The sequence below is a fragment of the Lysobacter arenosi genome, assembly GCF_016613475.2.
GTDB lineage: Bacteria > Pseudomonadota > Gammaproteobacteria > Xanthomonadales > Xanthomonadaceae > Lysobacter_J > Lysobacter_J arenosi.
Genome location: NZ_CP071517.1, coordinates 406248 through 425753, shown reverse-complemented (window position 1 = coordinate 425753; position 19506 = coordinate 406248). Strand labels below are relative to the sequence as shown.

Annotated in this window: 10 protein-coding genes and 4 pseudogenes; 8 read left to right on the top strand and 6 right to left on the bottom strand. The window is 67.4% G+C overall.

All coding sequences use genetic code 11. The features are described 5' to 3' along the window. Window positions 1-63 precede the first annotated feature (63 nt). Window positions 64-729 (bottom strand): hypothetical protein, encoded by a 666-nt coding sequence (locus HIV01_RS02180; RefSeq protein WP_200604626.1) that lies wholly within the window; start codon window positions 727-729, stop codon window positions 64-66. Window positions 730-1065: 336 nt separating this feature from the next. Between HIV01_RS02180 and HIV01_RS18070 the strand changes: the two are divergent. Both HIV01_RS18070 and HIV01_RS18065 read left to right on the top strand, forming a co-directional pair. Further along, window positions 1066-2475: pseudogene (locus HIV01_RS18070) on the top strand (vWA domain-containing protein); the annotation flags it as partial. Between the two features lie 34 nt (window positions 2476-2509). Continuing rightward, window positions 2510-2872 carry a YfbK domain-containing protein gene (locus tag HIV01_RS18065; protein ID WP_245156959.1) on the top strand — a complete coding sequence of 121 codons (363 nt, stop codon included), beginning with the start codon at window positions 2510-2512 and terminating at the stop codon, window positions 2870-2872. A 209-nt stretch (window positions 2873-3081) separates the two neighbouring features. On the opposite strand, the pseudogene HIV01_RS18060 reads toward HIV01_RS18065, so the two are convergent. The 4 genes and pseudogenes from HIV01_RS18060 to HIV01_RS02160 form a co-directional block, all read right to left on the bottom strand. Beyond that, a pseudogene (locus HIV01_RS18060) lies at window positions 3082-3777 on the bottom strand (sulfotransferase family protein); the annotation flags it as partial. 718 nt (window positions 3778-4495) lie between these two features. Continuing rightward, window positions 4496-6094, bottom strand: a complete 1599-nt coding sequence (locus HIV01_RS02170; protein WP_207527055.1) for a tetratricopeptide repeat-containing sulfotransferase family protein — start codon at window positions 6092-6094, stop codon at window positions 4496-4498. Between the two features lie 114 nt (window positions 6095-6208). Further along, window positions 6209-9232 (bottom strand): TonB-dependent receptor, encoded by a 3024-nt coding sequence (locus HIV01_RS02165; RefSeq protein ID WP_200604622.1) that lies wholly within the window; start codon window positions 9230-9232, stop codon window positions 6209-6211. Between the two features lie 358 nt (window positions 9233-9590). Further along, window positions 9591-12503 carry an EAL domain-containing protein gene (locus HIV01_RS02160; protein ID WP_245156889.1) on the bottom strand — a complete coding sequence of 971 codons (2913 nt, stop codon included), beginning with the start codon at window positions 12501-12503 and terminating at the stop codon, window positions 9591-9593. Between the two features lie 175 nt (window positions 12504-12678). Between HIV01_RS02160 and HIV01_RS02155 the strand changes: the two genes are divergently transcribed. The 6 genes and pseudogenes from HIV01_RS02155 (at window position 12679) to HIV01_RS02130 (ending at window position 17696) form a co-directional block, all read left to right on the top strand. Continuing rightward, the gene (locus tag HIV01_RS02155) at window positions 12679-13251 is read left to right on the top strand and encodes an RNA polymerase sigma factor (protein WP_200606307.1); all 573 of its coding nucleotides are present in this window, start codon (window positions 12679-12681) and stop codon (window positions 13249-13251) included. A 3-nt stretch (window positions 13252-13254) separates the two neighbouring features. Then, entirely contained in the window at window positions 13255-14301 is a 1047-nt protein-coding gene (locus HIV01_RS02150) for a hypothetical protein (RefSeq protein ID WP_200604620.1), read from the top strand. After that, complete coding sequence (locus tag HIV01_RS02145) at window positions 14298-14897, top strand: IMPACT family protein (RefSeq protein ID WP_200604619.1); 600 nt, start codon at window positions 14298-14300, stop codon at window positions 14895-14897. Before HIV01_RS02150 ends, HIV01_RS02145 begins: the two co-directional genes overlap by 4 nt. A 14-nt stretch (window positions 14898-14911) precedes the next feature. Continuing rightward, window positions 14912-16681, top strand: a pseudogene (locus tag HIV01_RS02140) (ABC transporter transmembrane domain-containing protein). A gap of 195 nt (window positions 16682-16876) precedes the next feature. After that, window positions 16877-17209, top strand: a complete 333-nt coding sequence (locus HIV01_RS02135) for a hypothetical protein (protein WP_200604617.1) — start codon at window positions 16877-16879, stop codon at window positions 17207-17209. Between the two features lie 43 nt (window positions 17210-17252). Continuing rightward, window positions 17253-17696: an HIT family protein gene (locus tag HIV01_RS02130; RefSeq protein ID WP_200604616.1), complete on the top strand. Its 444-nt coding sequence runs from the start codon at window positions 17253-17255 to the stop codon at window positions 17694-17696. Between the two features lie 15 nt (window positions 17697-17711). Here HIV01_RS02130 and HIV01_RS02125 read toward each other — a convergent pair. Then, window positions 17712-19356 (bottom strand): annotated as a pseudogene (locus HIV01_RS02125) (acyl-CoA dehydrogenase family protein). Window positions 19357-19506 lie beyond the last annotated feature (150 nt).

Here is a 19506-nt window from a genome sequence, read left to right as displayed (position 1 = left end):
ACGACACGCCTCCTCCCCGCTCAGGGGAGAAGGCATGTCGAGGCCTGCCAGACCGATGACTTGTTACTTGCGCGGCGACGGCGCCGGCTCGTCGACCCTGCCGATGCTGGTCTCGCCGACGCTGACTTCACCGCCCGTGGCCCACTCGGTCACCGGCTGCAGCCATTCCTTTCTGGGCTCGTGGAACAGCGCCGCGCCGTGGCCGCTGTTGAGCACCAGTTCCTGCCGCTCGCTGACCTTGGGGGAATCACCCCAGAGCGAGCGGCACGACAGCGACGTGCTGTCATTGGCATCGTGGATGCCGAGCACTCGGCCACTCATGCGGAAGTTGTAGTTGGCCTTCATTTGCGGATCGCACTGGCCCAGGAGCGCGTAGTTGACGTGCCCGTTGCCGACCAGCGCGGAGGTCAGCGTGGCAACCTTGGAGCCGGTGCCAGCGCCGACGACATTGATCTCCTCCGGCGCAACGCCCTTGGCCATCAGGCCTCGCACTTCATCGGCGATGCGGTGCGCATAGGCAAGACGCTTCTCGCCTGCATAGGCGAACGTGCTTACTTCGAATCCCTGGTCCTCGAACGCCTGCACGATCGCGGCGTGGTCTACACCGGCTTCGGTGGAGGGCAGATAGATAAGGTGTGGGGAACCGGCGACGGCGGTCGACGACGCGGCCAGGAATACGGCTGCTGCCAACGCGCGACGGGGCAGAGCGTGCTTCAGGGGGGAAGGCATGAATCGGGTCATGGCAGGTACCTCCAGCAAGAGCGTCGAAGACGCGGGGGGAGCTGTTGAGACGTAACCGGCGGGTTCAATCCTGCGCGTGACCGTCGCGTCTCCACCAGTTCGAAAGGTCATACCAACTTCTGGGATACGTGGAATTGGATGCGCGATTGCATGTGCGCGTTTATGCACGACGCAGGCAAATGCGATTGCAGCTCCGGGTAAGTGGCGCCGCCATTGGTCACCGTCACTTCCGGCCCATGGGTCTCGCAGAAGAATTCCGTGAAGGCTTAACCCCGTTCGACCGCTCCGCTCGTTGGCCACTGCAACCCAACCGGAGACAGCAACATGAAGCGCACTCCCGTCGTCCGCCCCACCCTGTTCATGGCCGTCACGCTGGCGCTTTCCGCCTGTCACACAACCAAGGATTCGGCGCAGTCCGAACGTGCCGATTCAGCGACGGAGCCAGCCGCAGTCGCCGCCGCAGCGGCAGCCGACACCGCCGTAACGGCCAACGCGCAATCGGCCGCGGCCAAGGAAGCTGGCACGACCGATGCCAGGCGCCAGCGCCGCGTGACGCAGATGAAGGCGCTGGCACCGCCACCGGCCTCCGCTCCCGCCGCGACGCTCGACTCGATCCAGGTCACCGGCTCGAGGGTTGCTTACGCGCCTGCGATGCCCATGGCGATGCCGGCGCGACAGCAAGCGGTGAATACCGAACGCTATGCCGAGATCACCGACAATCCCGTGCGCCGCGCGGCGGACGATCCGGTGTCGACCTTCTCGGTCGACGTCGACACCGGCAGCTATGCAAACGTGCGCCGCATGCTCAATGGAGGCGAGCGGCCGCCGGCAGACGCCGTTCGCGCGGAAGAGTTCATCAACTACTTCGACTACGGCCACCCTGCCCCGGCCACCCGCGAAGTACCGTTCCGCGTGACCACCGAGCTCGCGGCGGCGCCGTGGAACTCGCAGCGCCAGTTGCTGATGGTGGGCATCAAGGGCTATGACGTGCCCAAGGCGACGCTGGCGCCGTCCAACCTGGTGTTCCTGATCGACACCTCCGGCTCGATGGATTCGCCCGACAAGCTGCCTCTGGTCAAGGCAGCACTGCGACAGCTCGTGCCGCAGTTGCGCAGCCAGGACCGCGTCTCGATCGTTGTCTACGCCGGCAGCGCGGGACTCGTGCTTCCGCCCACGCCAGGCGATCGCCACGGCGAGATCCTGGCCGCGCTCGACCGCCTCGACGCAGGCGGCAGCACCAATGGCGGCGACGGCATCCGCCTCGCCTACGCGATGGCGCGGCAGGCTTACATCGACAAGGGCGTGAACCGTGTGATCCTCGCCACCGATGGCGACTTCAACGTCGGCACCGTCGACCAGAGCGCGCTGGAGACGCTGGTCGGTGACCAGCGCAAGCACGGCATCGCGCTGAGCACGCTCGGCTTCGGAAGTGGCAACTACAACGACGAGATGGCCGAACAGTTGGCCGATGTCGGCGACGGCAACCACGCCTACATCGACAGCCTGCGCGAGGCACGCAAGGTGCTGGTCGAACAGATGAGCTCGACGCTGATGACCATCGCTCGCGACGTCAAGATCCAGATCGAGTTCAATCCGGCCCAGGTCGCCGAGTACCGCCTGATCGGTTACGAGAACCGCGTGCTGCGCAGGGAAGACTTCAACAACGACAAGGTCGATGCCGGCGACATCGGTGCCGGCCACCAGGTGACCGCGCTGTACGAGATCACGCCGGCCTCCTCACCGGCGCAGCGCGTCGGCTCGCTGCGCTATGGCGCGACGACGCAAACCGCGAAGGCGGACCCTGGGCGGCGAGATTGCCCACCTGCGCCTGCGTTACAAGCTTCCGGGCCAGGATCGCAGCCGGCTCATCGAGACGCCCGTGCTGGCCTCGCAGGTGACCCGCAGTCCGAGCGAATCGTTGCGCCTGGCCAGTGCCGTCGCCGGCTTCGCTGACGCACTGCGCGGCGGCAGCCGGATGGACGGCTGGAGCCTGGACGCCATGATCCAGTCGGCCACCGCGGCGAAGGGGCGGGATCCGAATGGCGAACGCGCCGAACTCGTGGCGCTGATGAAGCTGGCGCAGGCGCAGATCGACCCCAACCAGGAGACTCGTATCGGCCTGGGCCGGTAGCGCCTTGCGCGGGAGCGAGCCTGCTCGCGAGCAGGCTCGCTTCTGCGAGACCGGATCAGGCGCGTAGACGCTCGATCATCGGTTGCAGCCATTGTTCGTAGGGCGCCCACTTCGGACGCTCGCGCACCCTGGATGCTGTCGCGCACCTGCACCGCGCTCGCAGTCACCACCGCACGCTTTCGCGAACCGATCTCGAGCATGGCCGGATCGAACGCCAGCCCGCAGAAATCGGCGACACGTCGAAGCTCGGCCTCCGGATCGCAGACCAGCTTCGCGTACTCCACATCGAGGATCCGGCCCGGGAACCGCGCATGCCAGCGTGCCATCAGGCGCTTGTAATGGCGGTGGTAGTCGGCCAGCTCGATCGGGTCGTAGCTGTACGCATTGGCCTCGGAGAACAGCTCGCGCAGGTTCGAGAAACAGGTCTCGACCGGGTCGCGGACCATGTGCAGGATCTTCGCCTGCGGCAGGGCGTGGGCGATGAAGCCGATGTTGAGGAAGTTCGACGGCAGCTTGTCGGTGAAGCAGCGCCGGCCCTCGGCTCGCCACTTCACGCTGTCCAGGTAACGCGCCCCGGCGGCGGCAAGGTCTGCCGAGGATGCGCGCTCGACCAGCGTGCGATCGATCACGCCACGGCAGTGGTGGTCGGTGGCATGGCGCATCGCGCTGGTGAAGTCGTAGAGCTCGCCAAGGCCGCGCACCTCGGGATGGCCGTCCAGCAGTTGCTCCAGCAACGTGGTACCCGATCGATGCATGCCGACGATAAAGATCGGCAGCGCGGTATCGCCATGCTCCGTGACTGCGGCCGGAGCTGACGGCTCGAACTTCGCCAGCGCATCGAACAGGCTGGCCGTGGTCGCGGTGTCGTAGTTGAGTCGCGAGCGCTTGGCCCTGCATCCGCGCATCAGCGCGTTCCAGGCCGCTTCGTGCCGGCCGAGGTCGTCGAGCTCCTTGTGCAGTGCGAACGACAGCAGCGCGATGTCTTCGGCAGATCGCCCAGGCCGCTGCAGTTCCCGCTCGATGGCCGCAACGTGATTGCTCTCGGCCGTCTGCTTGCGCACCCATGCCGCCAGCCAGTAGCCCTGCGCGATCTCGGGCGCGCGGTGCTGGCTGCGTTCGATGTCCTGCGCGGCCTCCGTGAACCGGCCCAGGTAGGTAAGCACCTGCGCACGTGCCAGCAGCGTCGGCGGATAGTCCGGATCGGCGCGCCTGGCTTCGTCGAGGAAGGCGATCGCGCGACCGGGAAGATTGACGTAACTCAGCTGCGCGGCGGCGGCGATCAGCAGCGGGATCGGCATGCGCGACATCGGCTTGGCGCGATCGATCGCCGCCTGCAGCGTCGGCACCTGGTTGAAGGTGCGCAGTCGCGGCAGCAGTTCGGCAAGCAGCCTGGGATCGGTCGTGCCGCTGGCCGCTGCCGCCATCGCGCAGCCCTCGGCACGCCGATAGCGACCACGAAGCGAGTTCAGATAGGACAGCTGTATCAGCGAGTACGGCTCACCGGGACGCAGCGCCTGCACCTGCTCGAACGCGGCGATGGCACCGTCGAGGTCTTCGCTTTCGGCCAGCGACTCGGCCTTCGCTATCAACGCCTGCAGTGCGGAGGGGGCGACGTTCGACATCTCAGCCACCCATCCGTTCGCGCAGCGGTTGCAGCTGTTGCTCATAGCGCTTCCAGGCGCCGAGCGAGCGGCCGTGGATACCTTCACGCACCTGGCTGCTGCTCGCGGTCGACACGGGCGCGTCGTTGCGCGTGATGTCGGAAAGACCCGCCTGCGCGGGCAGTCCGATGAACTCGATCAGTTGCGCCGCGACAGTCTCCGGGTCGGCCACGAGTGCTTCGTAGTCGACCACGCGCACGGCGTGCGGCGCGGCGTCCTGCCAATGCTGCATCCACTGCTGCGCATGTCCGCTGTGCGCGGCCAGGTCGTCCAGGCCGTAGCTGTACGCATAGGCGTCGCCCTGGAACAATTCCTTGAGGTTGGAGAAACAGGCATCCATCGGATCGCGACGCAGGCACAGGATGCGCGCATGCGGCAGCGCCCGCAGGATCAGCGGGATGTTGAACAGGTTCTGCGGATTCTTGTCGAGCACGCAGGGACGGCCCGGCGCGAGCAATCGCATCCGCTGCTGGAACAGATGGCCGGCTGTCCGCGCATCCACCTGCGCCACCCGCTCCAGGCTGGCCGGCGTGCGGTGGAAGAAGTGGTCGGAAGCCTGGCTCAGCGCCATCTGGAAATCGTTGCGCTCGCCGAGCGAATCCACCCAGCCGTGGTTGCCGAGGATGCGATCGAGCAACGTCGTGCCGCTGCGCGGCATGCCGACGATGAAAACCGGCTGCGGACGTTCGCTCGACGCAAGCGCCTGCGCCGCCACCGCCTCGGCGGCCGCCGGCACCGGCAGCCGCATCAACGCCTGCAGATACGCCGCTTCGGCCGAGGCGTCATAGGCCAGGCGCCGGCGCATGATCGCCGCGCCCTGTTCGAGCGCCTGCCAGGCCTCGTCGACCTCGCCCGCCGCATCCATTTCGTGGAACAGCGCGTAGAGAAGATGGGCCTGTTCGACACCACCCGCGGGGCTGCGCGACAGCGCCTGGCGAATGCGCGGGACACGCTGCATCGGCACTCGCGCGCGCGAGTGCGTGGCAAGCGCCCAGTGCGCATCGGCAAGACCGGGAGACAGCGCAAGCGCCGCCTCGTATGCCTGCTCGGCGCCGGCCATGTCGCCGAGGAAGCGCAGGACGTTGCCGCGCGTGAACGACAGCAGCGGATGGGCCGGCACATGACGTGCGACCGCGTCGAGGAAGCGCAGCGCGTCTTCATAGCGCCCCGCCAACCACAGGTGCTGGGCGAGGACCGCCGACTGCTGCAGGATGTTCGGATCGGACCAGTCGGCCGACAGGATCACCGAGGCCACTTCGGCCTCCTCGGCGAACTCCAGCAGGCGCCCGGTGACGTAGCCGGCATTGCGCGTGCTGGCCTTCAGGCGCACCGCGTCGGCGGCGCGCAGCGCGTGCTCGCGCGCCGCGCAGTAGCGATCGCCGAACTGGGCCAGCCGCGACATGCGCAACTGCGCCGGCACGTGGTGCGGCTCCTTGGCCAGCATGTCCTCGTACACGCGCCCTGCCCGATCCCAGGCGCCTTCGGCTTCGAGCCGCTGCGCCTGGCCCCACATTTCAGAAAGAACAGCCTGCATAGATCCGCCATCGGAAGAACGCTTCAAGCATAGCGGCAACCGTTGCCCGCACAACGCTCTGGAGCCCGGAAAATGCGGCTTTCCACAAAAAAAACGGCCGCCTTGCGGCGGCCGTGAGAGAGAAATAGTGGAACTTGAATCTTAGAAGTCGTACTGCACCATGAAGCGGAACTGGCGCGGTGCCTGGAAGGTGCGCGGCAACAGATAGGTGTTCAGCGGTGCGCCGGTGGTGGCGTCCTCTGCCACTTCCGTCACCGAGGTGACCTTCTGGTTGTTGAACACGTTGAAGATGTCCATCTTGAACTGCAGGCCCGTCGCCCAGCTCGGGAAGTAGGCCACGTTCAAGTCGATCGAGTTGGTCCACGGCAGGCGACCTGCGGTACCGCGCGGCATGGCTTCGGCCGGACCGTCGCGGCCACCGGCTTCCGTCGTACCGCAACGGAAGAACGAGGAGCCGTACGGGTGGATGCCGCCGTGGTACGGGTACAGCACGCCGAGGCAGTTGATCGGACGACCCGACTGCACCAGCACGTTGGCACCGACCGACCACTCATCGTTGAACTGATAGTTGCCGAACACCTTCAGGCTGTGGCGACGATCGTTCGGCAGGTAGCCGTAGGAATCAACCGCCAGTTCCTTGTAGTCGAAGTCCTGGGTCACGCTGGTATCGGCCTGGCCGATGTCCGACTTGACGCCACCTTCGGTGTTGCCCTTGTTCCATGCCAGCGTGTACGAAGCCTGGAAGAAGAACTTCTCCCAGCCGCCATCCCAGAACAGTTCCAGCGACTTGTAGCTGCGCTTGGCTTCCGGCGACAGCAGGTCACCCTGGACGGTGTACTCGGTGAGCGTGCCGTTGTCTTCCAGGTCGGTCAGGAACACCGAATCAGCACCCGGGTTGAACATGCGGCAGTACGGGAAGCCCGCGCCCGGCAGGACCGGGTCGAAGCCGTCGGCGACGGCCTGCTCGACGATCGGGTTGTAATCGCAGTTGTCGTCGATGGCCGCCTTCAGCTTGCGGTAGATACCGCGCGCGCCGATGCTCTGGTGCTCGGTGATCTGCTTCTGGAAGCCGAGGATGAACTCGTCCTGGTACATCGGGTCGAGGTTGGTGGCGGCAATGGTCGCCGGGTTCTTCGGCTCGCCGAATTCACCGTTGACGTACTGCAGCGCACCAGGCGTGTTCAGACCGATCGGAGCACCCGTCGCCGGATCGACACCGGCAAAGCGGAAGTTCTGGCGGGTGAACAGCGAGGCGCTGGCGCCACGCACGGCCACGCTCGGCGTCAGCGGCAGCGCGTAGCGGCCGGCGTTACCGTACAGCTTCAGCGTGGAGTCGCCATTGACGTCCCACGAGAAGCCCAGGCGCGGACCGAACTGGTCCTCGATCTTGACGTAGGTCTGGCCGAAGCCGTTGAGGTTCTCGAACGTGTCCCAACGCGCGCCGATGTAGGCGAGGAAGTTGTCGGTGATGTTCCAGTTGTCCTCGACGTAGATCGCGTGCTGCTTGACCTTGACCGTCGAACCCTGGGTCACGATCTGCTCGCGGACGATGTCGAACTCGTCGCCGGTGTTGGCGCGACCGTCCGGACCGTTGTTGGTCGAGTAGCGCCAGATGCGGCCGCCTTCGATCGACTGGCCGGCGATGGACTCGTAGTCGTCCGCGTCGAAACCGAAACCGATCTGGTGGTCGCCGATCTGCCAGTCGCCATCGATACGCCACGCATCACGCGTGTCGCCCGAGTCGATGCGGTCGATCGAAGTGCCGGTGATGTTGCACGAGCTGGCATAGACGCCGGTGATGGCGGTGCGGTAGCCCGGGCGGACGTCGGTGATGACCGGACAGCCGGTGGCCGGCACATGCAGGTCGCCGCCGTACTCCACGCGCGTGCCGTTGGCCGTGACCAGGTGGCGCGAACGCGAGAACTCGCTGTGGCCATACAGCGCCGACAGCGTGAAGGAGTCGGTCAGGTAGCCGGTGTAGCGGGCGATGTAGTTTTCGCCACCGGTTTCCAGGTACGACGTACCGATCAGCGCACCACGGTCAAGCGAAGCCAGCGGGTTCAGGTAGTTGGCGCTGGTGGTGTCCTGCTGGTCCGAGAACGCGGTGAACTCGACCTTGTTGCTGTCGTTGATGTTCCAGTCCACCTTCAACAACCAGGTCGGACCGTCGATCTTGTCGGTCGAGTTCTGGCGGGAGACGACGCTGTTGTAGATGTCCTGTTCCTGGTTGCTGTACGAGAGCAGGCCCCAGGCGAACAGCTTGTCCTTGATCAGCGCGCCGCCAGCCCAGACGCTGGTGTTGTACGAGCCGTCGCTGTCCTTGGAGTTGTCCTGGCGCAGCTTGCCGATGTCACCCGGAACCAGCGGGTTGGAGTAGTAGGTGTTCTCGACGTCTTCGCGCAGGCCTTCCGGCAGCCAGAACACGTTCGCACCGGCTTCAAACTCGTTGGTACCGCGCTTGGTGACCTGGTTGATCACGCCGCCCAGCGAACGACCGAACTCGGCGCCGTAGCCACCGGTCTTGATCTGCTGCTCTGCCACTGCCTCGAAGGGAATCTTCGAGAAGTTCAGGCCGCGGAACGAGTTGGTGACGTTGAAGCCGTTGACGTAGTACTGGTTCTCGGCGACCGAGGAACCACCGAACGAGGCCAGGTTGCCGAAGGCGTTGTCGCCGCGGACGGTACCCGGAGCCAGCAGGGCGACCGAGGTGGCGTCACGCAGCACCGGGATCTTGGCGATCTGGGCGGCGGTCAGGATGGTGGTGGACTCGACCGACGAGACGTCGATCGGGTTCACCGCCTGGGCACCGACCACGACAACGCTGTCGAGGGTGGTGGCCGAGCCGCCGGCAGCCGAGGCGAAGTTGACCGGGGTACCGGTACCAACGTTGACTGCGACGCCTTCGCGGACTGCGGTCGTGCCGTCGGCACGCTGCAGGGTGATGCGGTACTGGCCGGGCGACAGAGCCGGCACGCGATAGGTGCCATCGCCTGTCACGGTGATTTCGCGACGGAAGCCCGTTGCCGGGTTCTCGACGACGACGGTCTCCCCAGCCGTCGCCTGACCGAACACGGCACCAGCGGTGGACTGGGCGTGGACGCCTGAAGAGGCGAAGCACACGCCGAGCGCCACGGTAAGCGCGCTGCGCCGCAAATTGCGGTTCATGGATGAACGTTTAGACACATTTCCCCCCAAATTCAGCAAATGGAATTGCCCCGTAGGGCCTAGCGACCATGACTTCAGGCATATCTCCGGGTCAACGGTTAACGCGGCGTTCACCTTCATTGATTCTGTGATTTGTGACGTACGTCACATTTTTAATGCAACTTTCACATGAACTTTACGAAACAGCCATATTTCCATTGACAAATCGGAACAATCGGCGTCCACACGCCCCATTCATGAAATGGGTCGTTTGTCTTTGCTTTTTGGCGGCATGAATGTTGCCGGGCACGACATAGCCCGCGCCCTGCCCGACCGGGGCGGCCGAGGGGCGGTCAGAGGCTGGGGATTGCGGCTGTCGTCAGCCGCTGACGGCGCGCAGCAGGGCCTGGGGTTGGATGCGTTCGGCCGGGTAGCCGAACAGGTAGCCCTGGCCGTAGGTACAGCCGAGCTCGCGCAGGGCCGCGCGCTGGGCTTCGGTCTCGACACCCTCACCGATGGTATGGATGCCCAGGGTGCCGGCCAGTGCCTGGATCGCGCGGACCACCGCCACGCTCTCGGGCTGGGCGTCGCCGATCAGCCCGGAGACGAAGCTCTGGTCGATCTTCAGGCACTCGATCGGGAAGCGGTGCAGGTACGACAGCGCCGAGAAGCCGGTGCCGAAGTCGTCGAGCTGGGCGAGCACGCCATGGCTGCGCAGGGTGCGCAGCATCCGCAGCGCACGCGGCACGTCGTCGAGCAGGGCCACCTCGGTGATCTCGATGCGCAGGCGGTGCGGGTCGGCGCCGGCATCGTCGATCATGCGCAGCAGGCGGTCGGCGAAGTCGCCCGAGCGGAAATGCCGCGGCGACACGTTGACCGAGATGTAGCCCTCGCCGCCACGGGCGAGTTCTTCCATGACCTGGCCGTAGAGGATCCAGTCGACCTCCTCGATCAGGCCACTGTCCTCGCCCACGCCGATGAATTCGCTCGGCGTCAGCAGACCGCGGCGCTCATGGCGCCAGCGCAGCAGGGCTTCGTGGCCGATCACGCGGTGGTCGTCCAGGCGCACGATCGGCTGGTAGAAGGCGACGAAGCCGTCGCCATTGATGGCACGGCGCAGGTCGGCCTCGAGGTCGAGGATGCGCACGGCTTCCTCACGCATGGCCTCGTCGAACACCGCGCAGCGGTCGCGTCCGGCGGCCTTGGCCCGGTACATGGCGGCATCGGCGTCACGCAGCAGCTCGGCGCCGGTGCGATAGCGCGGATGCCACAGGGCGATGCCGAGGCTGGCCGACGGAAACACTTCTCGCCCGGCGATCCAGCACGGCTCGCCCAGTGCGCGCAGCACGCGCTGGGCCAGCTCCTCGGCGACCTCGGGGCCGTCGATGTCCTCGATCAGGATGGCGTACTCGTCACCGCCCAGGCGCGCGACGGTGTCGTCCTCGCGGACGGCCTCGACGATCCGGCGCCCGGCCTCGACCAGCAGTTCGTCACCGGCGGAATGGCCGACGCTGTCGTTGACCAGCTTGAAACGGTCCAGGTCCAGGAACAGCACCGCGAACGTGCTCTCCTGCTCGCTGCGCGCGCGGGTGATTGCCTGCGCCAGCCGGTCGAGCAGCTGGCTGCGGTTGGGCAACCCGGTCAGCGCGTCGTGCATCGCCTGGTGGGTCAGCTGCTGCTCCACGCGCAGGCGCTCGCCGATCTGCGCCAGCAGCTCGGTGTTGGCCTGGGCCAGCTCGCGCGTGCGCGAATCGACCCGCTGCTCCAGCTCGGCATGCGCCGAGACGAGGCGGTCCTGCGCCTGCTTGCGCGCCAGGCCGATGCTGATGTGATGGGCAACGAAGGTCAGCAGTTCCTGGTCGCGGACGCTGAAGTTGATCGCCGGCGAATAGCTCTGCACGGTGATCACGCCCACCACCGACTCGTTGTGGAACAGCGGCACGCCGAGCCAGCAATGCGCGAGTGAGCCGCGGCTGCGCACCAGTCCCTGCGATTCCAGGGCGGCGATGCGCTTGCGGTCGGCCAGCAACGCGCGGCCCCGGGCAATCACGTACTCGGTCAGGCCGGAGGCGAGCTTGCGCGCCACGCGATTGGCATCGCGTTCGTCGATCGAGTACGGGAACTCGAGGCCCTGGCCGTCATCGGAGACCAGCGCGATGTAGAAATTGCGCGCGTACAGCAGGTCGCTGACGACGTCGTGGACCTGGGTATAGAAGCGCTCCAGCGTCTCGGAGGTGATCGACAGTTCGGCGATGCGGAACAACGCCCGCTGCAGGCGCTCGGCGCGCTGGCGCTCGATGATCTCGGCCTGCAGGTCGCGGTTGCTCAGCTGCAGTGCCTGGGTGCGCTCCTCGACGCGGCGTTCAAGCTCCTCGCGGGCGTGGAAGCGGTCGAGCGCGGTGAGGATGTGCTGGGCGACGAACGACAGCAGTGCCCGCTCCTCTTCGCCATAGACGTCCGGCCGGTCGTAGCTCTGCACCACGATCGCGCCGCAGATGCGGTCTTCGCGGCGCATCGGCACGCCCAGCCAGTCCTCGCTGTCGGGGCCATGGCGGGCATCGCGGGCGACGCCGAGGCGGTCACGGATCAGTTCCGACGGACCCTGCAGCGGTTCGCCATGGCGCAGCAGCGCCACGGTCACGCTGTTGGGCATGTCGTCGATGGCGATGTCACGCTCGGGTTCGGCGACGTAGGTGTCGACCTGATCGGCGAAGTAAAGGAAGCGCAGGCTGTCGCGGACATCGTCGTACAGCACGATGTAGAGATTGGCCGCGTACATCAGCCCGGCGACGACGGTGTGGATCCGGCGCAGCATGTCGGCCAGTTCCAGGTCGGAACCGGCCAGGTCGGCGATCTCGAACAATGCCTGCTGGAGGCGCTCGGACTTCTCCAGCGATTCCGCGCGGGCCAGCGTGCGCAATGCCACCAGATGCGAGACGACCACGCGCTGGGCCATCGTCAGCCAGATCTCGCGCACCTCGGCGGCAACCGCGCCGGGCAACTGCACGGCGATCGCCACGCGAACGCCCTCGGCCGTGGTCCAGGCACTCTCGATGCGGTGCGAATGATGGCCGACCGGGCTGCGCTGCAGCAGCACCTCGGCGCGACTGGCCAACGCGCTGGTCGCGCCTGGCGAGGCCGAACCTGCCGATATGCCCGTGCTCGGATCGCGCCAGAGGACGGCGACTTCGGCACCGGGCGGCAGGGCCTCCTGCAGCGTGTCGGCCAGCGAATCGCGACCGTAGCCGGCATCGACGATTCGAACGGCCTTTGGCCTGCTGCGATTGGACACTGCGGATGGGGCCCCTGGTCGGACGCCGAAGGATAGCGCGCCTCCGGCCATGCGTGGATCAACCCCGTCGCGAACTGCGATCCGTTCATCTGATATGGACCTGGCCCTGCAACTGATCATGCCGTTTGCGCCGTACCGCTTCCCGCCGGCGCCTCCAGCCCGTACCCTGCCGCGGATGAATGCGGGCGAGGATCCGAGCGACGACCTGTTGATGCTGGCCTGGACCGGCGGGGACACGGCTGCGTTCGAGACGCTCTACGCCCGCCACCGCGGCCCGCTCTACCGCTTCCTGCTGCGCCAGCTGCGCGACGGCGCCCTCGCCGACGAGTTCTTCCAGGACGTCTGGCAACGGGTCATCGCCGCGCGACAGGGCTGGAAGCCCGACGCCGCGTTCAGGACCTGGCTGTTCCGCATCGCCCACAATCGCCTCAACGATCACTGGCGCGGTCTCAAGCACCGCCCGGCGGCTCCGGAGGACGGCGACGAGCGCGCCGCACGCGTGCCCGACCCGACCACCCCGGAGCGGGAACTGTCCGAATTCGAACAACGCCGGCGCCTGCAGCTGGCGATCGCGGCGCTGCCCGAGGAGCAACGCGAAGTGGTGCTGCTGCGCCTGGAGCAGGAACTGAGCCTGGAGGACATCGGCGAGATCACCGGCGTCGGCCGGGAAACCGTCAAATCGCGCCTGCGCTATGCGATGGACAAGCTGCGCGCCGGGCTGAGTGACGCCGGCGAGCTGAGCGACTGACCCATGAGCCATCCTTTCGACGAACCGCTGACCCCTGAAGAGCGCGCCATGGCCGACCGGCTGGCGCGACTGGGGCCGCGTGACGGCCCATCGCCCGCGCTCGACGCGAAGATCCTTGCCGCCGCGCACGCCGCCGTCGCGCCCCGTCGCCACCGCCGCTGGCTGGCATTGACCGGTGTGCCGGCGACCCTGGTCACCGGTGCCGGCATGGCTGCGGTGCTGGCGCTGGCCGTCGGCGTGGTCTGGCAGCTGCGGCCATCGGCCCCGGCACCGCGGGCGCCGCGTGACGAAACCGGCGATTTTGGCTTTGTTACTGCCGAAGTGATCGAGCGGCCCGAGCCGGCAGCCGCCCCACCGCCGCCACCGGCGGCCGACGAGCCCGCCCCTGCGCGTGCCCTGCAGGCGCCTGCGATGGCCAAGCGCGAGGCCGCGCCGGAGCGCGCGGATGCCATGGCAGCAAAGGAGGCTCCGGCTGCTACAGCGGCGCCGGCACCGGGTCAGGCGCACGAACACTTCCTCGACGAGGCGATCAATCCGGCAACCCATTCCGTGCCGGCGACCGCGGCGGCAGCCGCGCGCGGCGATTCGATGCCCTACTCCGCGGCCCCGGCGCCGGCTGCGCCCGCCGCCGCGGTATTCGAAGGCGAGCCGCGGCAGCGCGCCGCGGCCTCCGCGATGCAGCGCAAGGCCACGGCGAACGAGGCGGCGAAGCAGGTCGACGAGGATCGCGAACTGCGTTCACAGGCAGCGTCGGTTGTCGCGGCGGACCGCGCAGCCGCGGCCTCGGCAGATGCCATGGCCGAAGAAGACACTGCATCCGGCGCCACGCTGGACCGCATCGAAGTCACCGGCAGCCGCATCACGATGGCCGACACGCCGGTGCGCGACGATCGCGAACTGGCGCCGGCGCAGTGGCTGCAGCGCATCCGCGACCGCCGCGACGGCGGCGACCTCGAAGGCGCCCGCCAGAGCCTGGAGCAATTCCGCAAGTCATATCCGCGCGTGCGCCTGCCGGACGACCTGCGCGCGCTCGCCGACCCGACGCGATGACTTCGGCAACACTGGCGGCGCCGACCTCCTTCGAACTGGAGGTCAAGCACAGCCGTTTCATCGTCCATGCCGCACCGGTCACGACGCCACAGGCCGCGCTCGACTTCATCGCCCAGGTCGGTGATGCCGCCGCCACGCACAACTGCTGGGCCTACCGGATCGGCAGCGAGTATCGCTTCAACGACGATGGCGAACCGGCCGGCACCGCGGGACGTCCGATCCTGGCCGCCATCGACGGCCAGGGCCTGGACCAGGTCGTGGCCGTGGTCACTCGCTGGTACGGCGGCATCAAGCTCGGCGCCGGCGGCCTCGTCCGCGCCTATGGCGGCAGCGCGGCCGAATGCCTGCGGCTGGCGCCCCGGCGTATTCTCGTCGTCCATGTCACCGTCGAACTCGACTATTCCTTCGACGACACCGGCACCGTCCACGCCGCCATCGCCGCCCACGCCGCGGAAAAGCTCGACGAGCGCTTCGACGCGAACGGCGCCCACCTGCGCCTGCGGTTACCCTCTGAGCAACTGTCGCCCTTGAAAGTCAGGCTCCGCGACGCCACTCGTGACCGGGTGCGCTTCGGCGACGAACTCCCTGACATGTGAGTGATCCGGTCGCCATGAATTCCCGCGTTGACGCCACCCAAATCAAGGCCCCCATCGGCAACCTGCGCACGCTGTGGCCGTTCGTGCGCCAGCACCGCGCCCTGTTCGTTGCCTGGCTGGTCTCGCTGGCGGCATCGAGCACCGCGACGCTGACCTTCCCCAAGGCCTTCGGCACGATGATCGACCAGGCCTTCACCCAGGGCGGCGGCGCGATCGATCGCGCCTTCGTGCTGCTGTTCGCCGTCGCCGTCGCGCTGGCGCTGGCCACGGCCGCGCGTTTCTACTTCGTGTCGCTGCTGGGCGAACGCGTCGTCGCCGACCTGCGCCAGCGTCTGTTCGCCCACCTGATCGGCCTCGACGCCGGCTTCCACGACCGCAACCGCAGCGGCGAACTGGTCTCGCGCCTGACCGCCGATGCCGAACTGCTGCGCAGCGTCGTCGGTTCGAGCATGTCGGTGGCATTGCGCAGCTCGGTGACCGTGCTGGGCAGCATCGCCATGCTGTTCGTCACCAGCCCGCGCCTGGGCCGCGTTCGCCCTGGTCGGCATCCCGTTGGCCGTGTTGCCGATCGTGGTCGGCGGCCGTCGCCTGAAGAAGATCTCTCGCACCAGCCAGGACCGCATCGCCGACGCCAACGCGCTGGCCAACGAGACCCTCGGCGCGGTCCGCACGGTGCAGGCGCACGCACGCGAACCCTACGAGCAGGGACGCTTCGGCGTCGCCGTGAAAACCTCCGTCGACACCGCGCGTCGCCGCATCCAGGCCCAGGCCTGGGTCACCGCCATCGCGATCATGCTGGTGTTCGGTGCGATCACGCTGGTGCTCTGGTCTGGCGCGCACGACGTGCTGGCCGGCCGCATGAGCGCCGGCACGCTCGGACAGTTCGTGCTGTATGCCCTGCTCTGCGGCGGCTCCGTCGGCGCCCTGGCCGAAGTCTTCAACGAATTGCAGCGCGCGCCGCCGGCGGCATGGGCCGGATCAGCGAGCTGCTAGTCGAGGAGACCGCGGTCGCATCGGCGGCGCAACCCACCGCGCTGCCGGTGCCGCTGCAAGGCAGCATCGACTTCGACGACGTCACCTTCCATTACCCGCAACGTCCCAACACGGCGGCGCTGGAAGGCTTCAGCCTGCGCGTGCGCCCTGGCGAGACCGTAGCCCTGGTCGGGCCTTCGGGCGCCGGCAAGAGCACGGTGTTCTCGATGCTGCTGCGCTTCCACGACCCGCAATCGGGTCGCGTCAGCATCGATGGCATCGACATCCGCCAGCTGGCATTGCCGGACCTGCGCGAGGCCATCGCGCTGGTGCCGCAGCAGCCGACCATCTTCGCCAGCAGCGCGCGCGAGAACATCCGCTACGGTCGCCTCGATGCAGATGACGCGCAGGTCGAGCACGCCGTGGCCGCGGCACACGCGTCGGACTTCGTCGCCGCCATGCCCGACGGCCTCGACACCGAACTGGGCGAACGCGGCGCGCGCCTGTCCGGCGGTCAGCAGCAGCGCATCGCCATCGCCCGTGCGCTGCTCAAGGACGCCCCGATCCTGCTGCTCGACGAGGCCACCAGCGCACTCGACGCGCAGAGCGAGCGCGCAGTGCAGAAGGCGCTGGAAACGCTGATGGAAGGGCGCACGACGCTGGTCATCGCGCACCGCCTGGCGACCGTGTTGAAGGCCGATCGCATCGTCGTCATGGACCACGGCCGCATCGTCGCCGAAGGCACGCACGCGCAGCTGCTGGAACAGGACGGCCTGTACGCGGAGCTGGCCAGGCTGCAGTTCCTGGACTGAGCCACGCGCCGTCAGGACGACGTACCATCGTAGTCACGTTTGAGACGATTCTCATTCGTTCCGCGTTTGCCCGGATGCACCCTAGCGTTGGCCACGTGCCATGCCGAGGTGCAGATGAGGCTCACTTCAAACGCAGTTGGACCGGCTGGCATCCAGGCAGCCATCGCGACAGGCATCGCGGTCCCACGCCGTCCAGTGCGAACCACGTCGGATTACTCGCACGTCGCCTCACTCGAAATCGCGCGGGCGCTGGCCCAGCAGGGAATGCTGTTCGAGATCACCCTCTTCCCGGAAGAGTTCGGCGGCAACCGCGAGGCGTACAACCTGATCTACGTGCCACCGGGCATCCCGGAGATCATGGACCTGGTGACTGAAACCCTCCTGTCCCTTCGCAACGAAGGCCTCGTCGACCAGCTCAGCATGGACGTCGTGTACAAGGGCAAGAGCTTCGTCCCCGGCAGCATCAGCGTACGCGCGACACACAACAGCAAGAGCCGGACCTTCGAACCGCGAATCGGAATTTGGTAGTGTCTTGCAGCGCACCTGCGCGCGCGCACCAACTCGGGACTGCATGACGACGACCGACTGTCCGTTCTGCGCCATCGCCGCCTGCCAGGCACCGGCCAGCATCGTCTTCGAGGACGAGCTGACGATGGCCTTCATTGGCCTGCGCCAGTTCCATGCCGGCCATACGCTGGTGATTCCGCGCCGGCACATGAACGATGTCCGCGAGCTCGACCCGGCCACTGGCGCGGCGTTGATGGCCACGGTGTCACTGGTGACGCGCGCGGTCGGCGAGGCATTCCCGAACAAGGGCCTGAGCCTGTGGCACTCCATCGGCGAGGCGGCGTTCCAGGAGGTCGCGCACATGCACATCCATATCCATCCGCGCATGCCCGACGACGATTTCCTGCGCGTCTACCCGGCCGCGCCGCCGACGCCCGACCGCGCCACGCTCGATGCCCATGCGGATGTGCTCCGTGCGCAGCTGCGACGCATCCGCGACGGGCGTTGAGGCACCAAGGCGCAATCAGCCCGTCGGCCAGGCGCGTGTGATCAGCGGGGCGAAGTCGAAATCGCGCGGCAAGGTTCCCAGTGCGTTGCCATGATCACCGCCGATGCGGCTGCAGCAGAACGGCTCCGCCATGGGGCTGCCATCGCGCAGCAGCAAGCTGGCCTGCAATGCCAGCGCCAGCGCTTCGACCCAGCGCCGTGCCTCGACCTCCGGCACTTCGGCCTCGCCGACCAGGACCGGACGCAGCTCTTTCAGCTCGGCATCGAAGTCCGGATCCAGGTGCGCTGCCGCCTCGAGCTCGGCCAACAGGGCCTGCCCGGTCTGCGGCTCGCGCTGCAGCGCGCGCATCACGTCCAGGCACTGGATGTTGCCGCTGCCTTCCCAGATCGAGTTGAGCGGTGCCTGCCGGTACAGGCGCGGCATTATCGATTCCTCGACGTAGCCGGCTCCGCCGAGACACTCCTGCGCCTCGTTGACGAAGGCCGGCGCGCGCTTGCAGATCCAGTACTTGCCGATCGCGGTGGCGATCCGCGCGAACGCGGCCTCCTTCAGATCGTGCGCGGAGCGGTCAACCGCGCGGGCGACGCGCATCGACAGCGTGATCGCCGCCTCGGCCTCGATGGCGAGGTCGGCGAGCACGTTGCGCATCAGCGCATGCTCGACCAGGCGCTTGCCGAACGTACGGCGGTGGTGGGTGTGATGCATCGCCTGCGCCAGCGCCATGCGCATTTCCGCCGCGGCGCCGAGCATGCAGTCCAACCGCGTCAGCATCACCATCTCGATGATGGTCGCCACACCGCGCCCCTCGTCACCGATCCGCCAGGCCCACGCGTCGGCGAACTCCACTTCCGATGACGCGTTGGACCAGTCGCCGAGCTTGTCCTTGAGCCGCATCAGGCGGAATGCGTTCTTGCGACCGTCCGGCCGCCATCGCGGCAACAGGAAACAACTCAGCCCGGCCGGCGCCTGCGCCAGCACCAGGAAACCGTCGGACATCGGCGCCGAGAAGAACCATTTGTGCCCCACCAGCAGGTACTCGCCTTCCGCGGCAAGCGGCGTGGCCTGCGTGGTGTTGGCGCGCACGTCGCTGCCGCCCTGCTTCTCGGTCATGCCCATGCCCAGCGTCACGCCGAGCTTGTGCTCGATGCCGACATCGCGCGGGTCGTAGTAGGGAGAAGCCGCCTTGCCGGCCCACTCGTGCAACGCCGGCGCATGCCGAAGCACCGGAATGGCGGCATGGGTCATCGTCAGTGGGCAACTGCTGCCCGGTTCGACCTGATGGTGCAGGTAGCTCAGCGCGGCACGGGCGACGTGCGCGCCGGGGCGCGGTTGCGACCACGACAGCCCGGCGACACCGTGCTCGATGCCGGCCTGCATGATGCGGTGGTAGTTGGGATGGAACTCGACCAGGGTCGATGCGCTGGCCGAAGCGGTCATGGGTGCGCAGGCGCGGACGGTCGCGATGGGCATCGAAGCTGAGCCGGTACAACTCATCGCCGGCCAGGGCGCCGTAGGTCGCCAGCGCATCGGTGAAATCGCCACCACCCTCGCGCACGACCGCCTCGCACAGCGCGCTGTCGTCGCGCCACAGGTCGCGCGGTCCGAACTCCGGCGGCTGGTTCTCGACCAGGTGCGTGGCATACGGCGGCAGCGGGGGCATCTGCGACTCCGGCGCGGGCATGGGGTGATTCTAGGCCCCATGATCCCCGGCCCGGCGGACGACGCCCCTCCGAGGGCGCCGGGACCGGCTTTCAAAGCTCCCATAAAAAAAGGCCCCGCAATGCGGGGCCTTCCAAGCCGATATTGCCGG

What these genes read in the sequence shown, in the direction of transcription:
- HIV01_RS02180 (WP_200604626.1), bottom strand. Translation starts at nt 729, where the DNA reads ATGCCTTCCCCCCTGAAGCACGCTCTGCCCCGTCGCGCGTTGGCAGCA.
- HIV01_RS18065 (WP_245156959.1), top strand. Translation starts at nt 2,510, where the DNA reads ATGGCGCGACGACGCAAACCGCGAAGGCGGACCCTGGGCGGCGAGATT.
- HIV01_RS02165 (WP_200604622.1), bottom strand. Translation starts at nt 9,232, where the DNA reads ATGAACCGCAATTTGCGGCGCAGCGCGCTTACCGTGGCGCTCGGCGTG.
- HIV01_RS02155 (WP_200606307.1), top strand. Translation starts at nt 12,679, where the DNA reads ATGAATGCGGGCGAGGATCCGAGCGACGACCTGTTGATGCTGGCCTGG.
- HIV01_RS02150 (WP_200604620.1), top strand. Translation starts at nt 13,255, where the DNA reads ATGAGCCATCCTTTCGACGAACCGCTGACCCCTGAAGAGCGCGCCATG.
- HIV01_RS02145 (WP_200604619.1), top strand. Translation starts at nt 14,298, where the DNA reads ATGACTTCGGCAACACTGGCGGCGCCGACCTCCTTCGAACTGGAGGTC.
- HIV01_RS02130 (WP_200604616.1), top strand. Translation starts at nt 17,253, where the DNA reads ATGACGACGACCGACTGTCCGTTCTGCGCCATCGCCGCCTGCCAGGCA.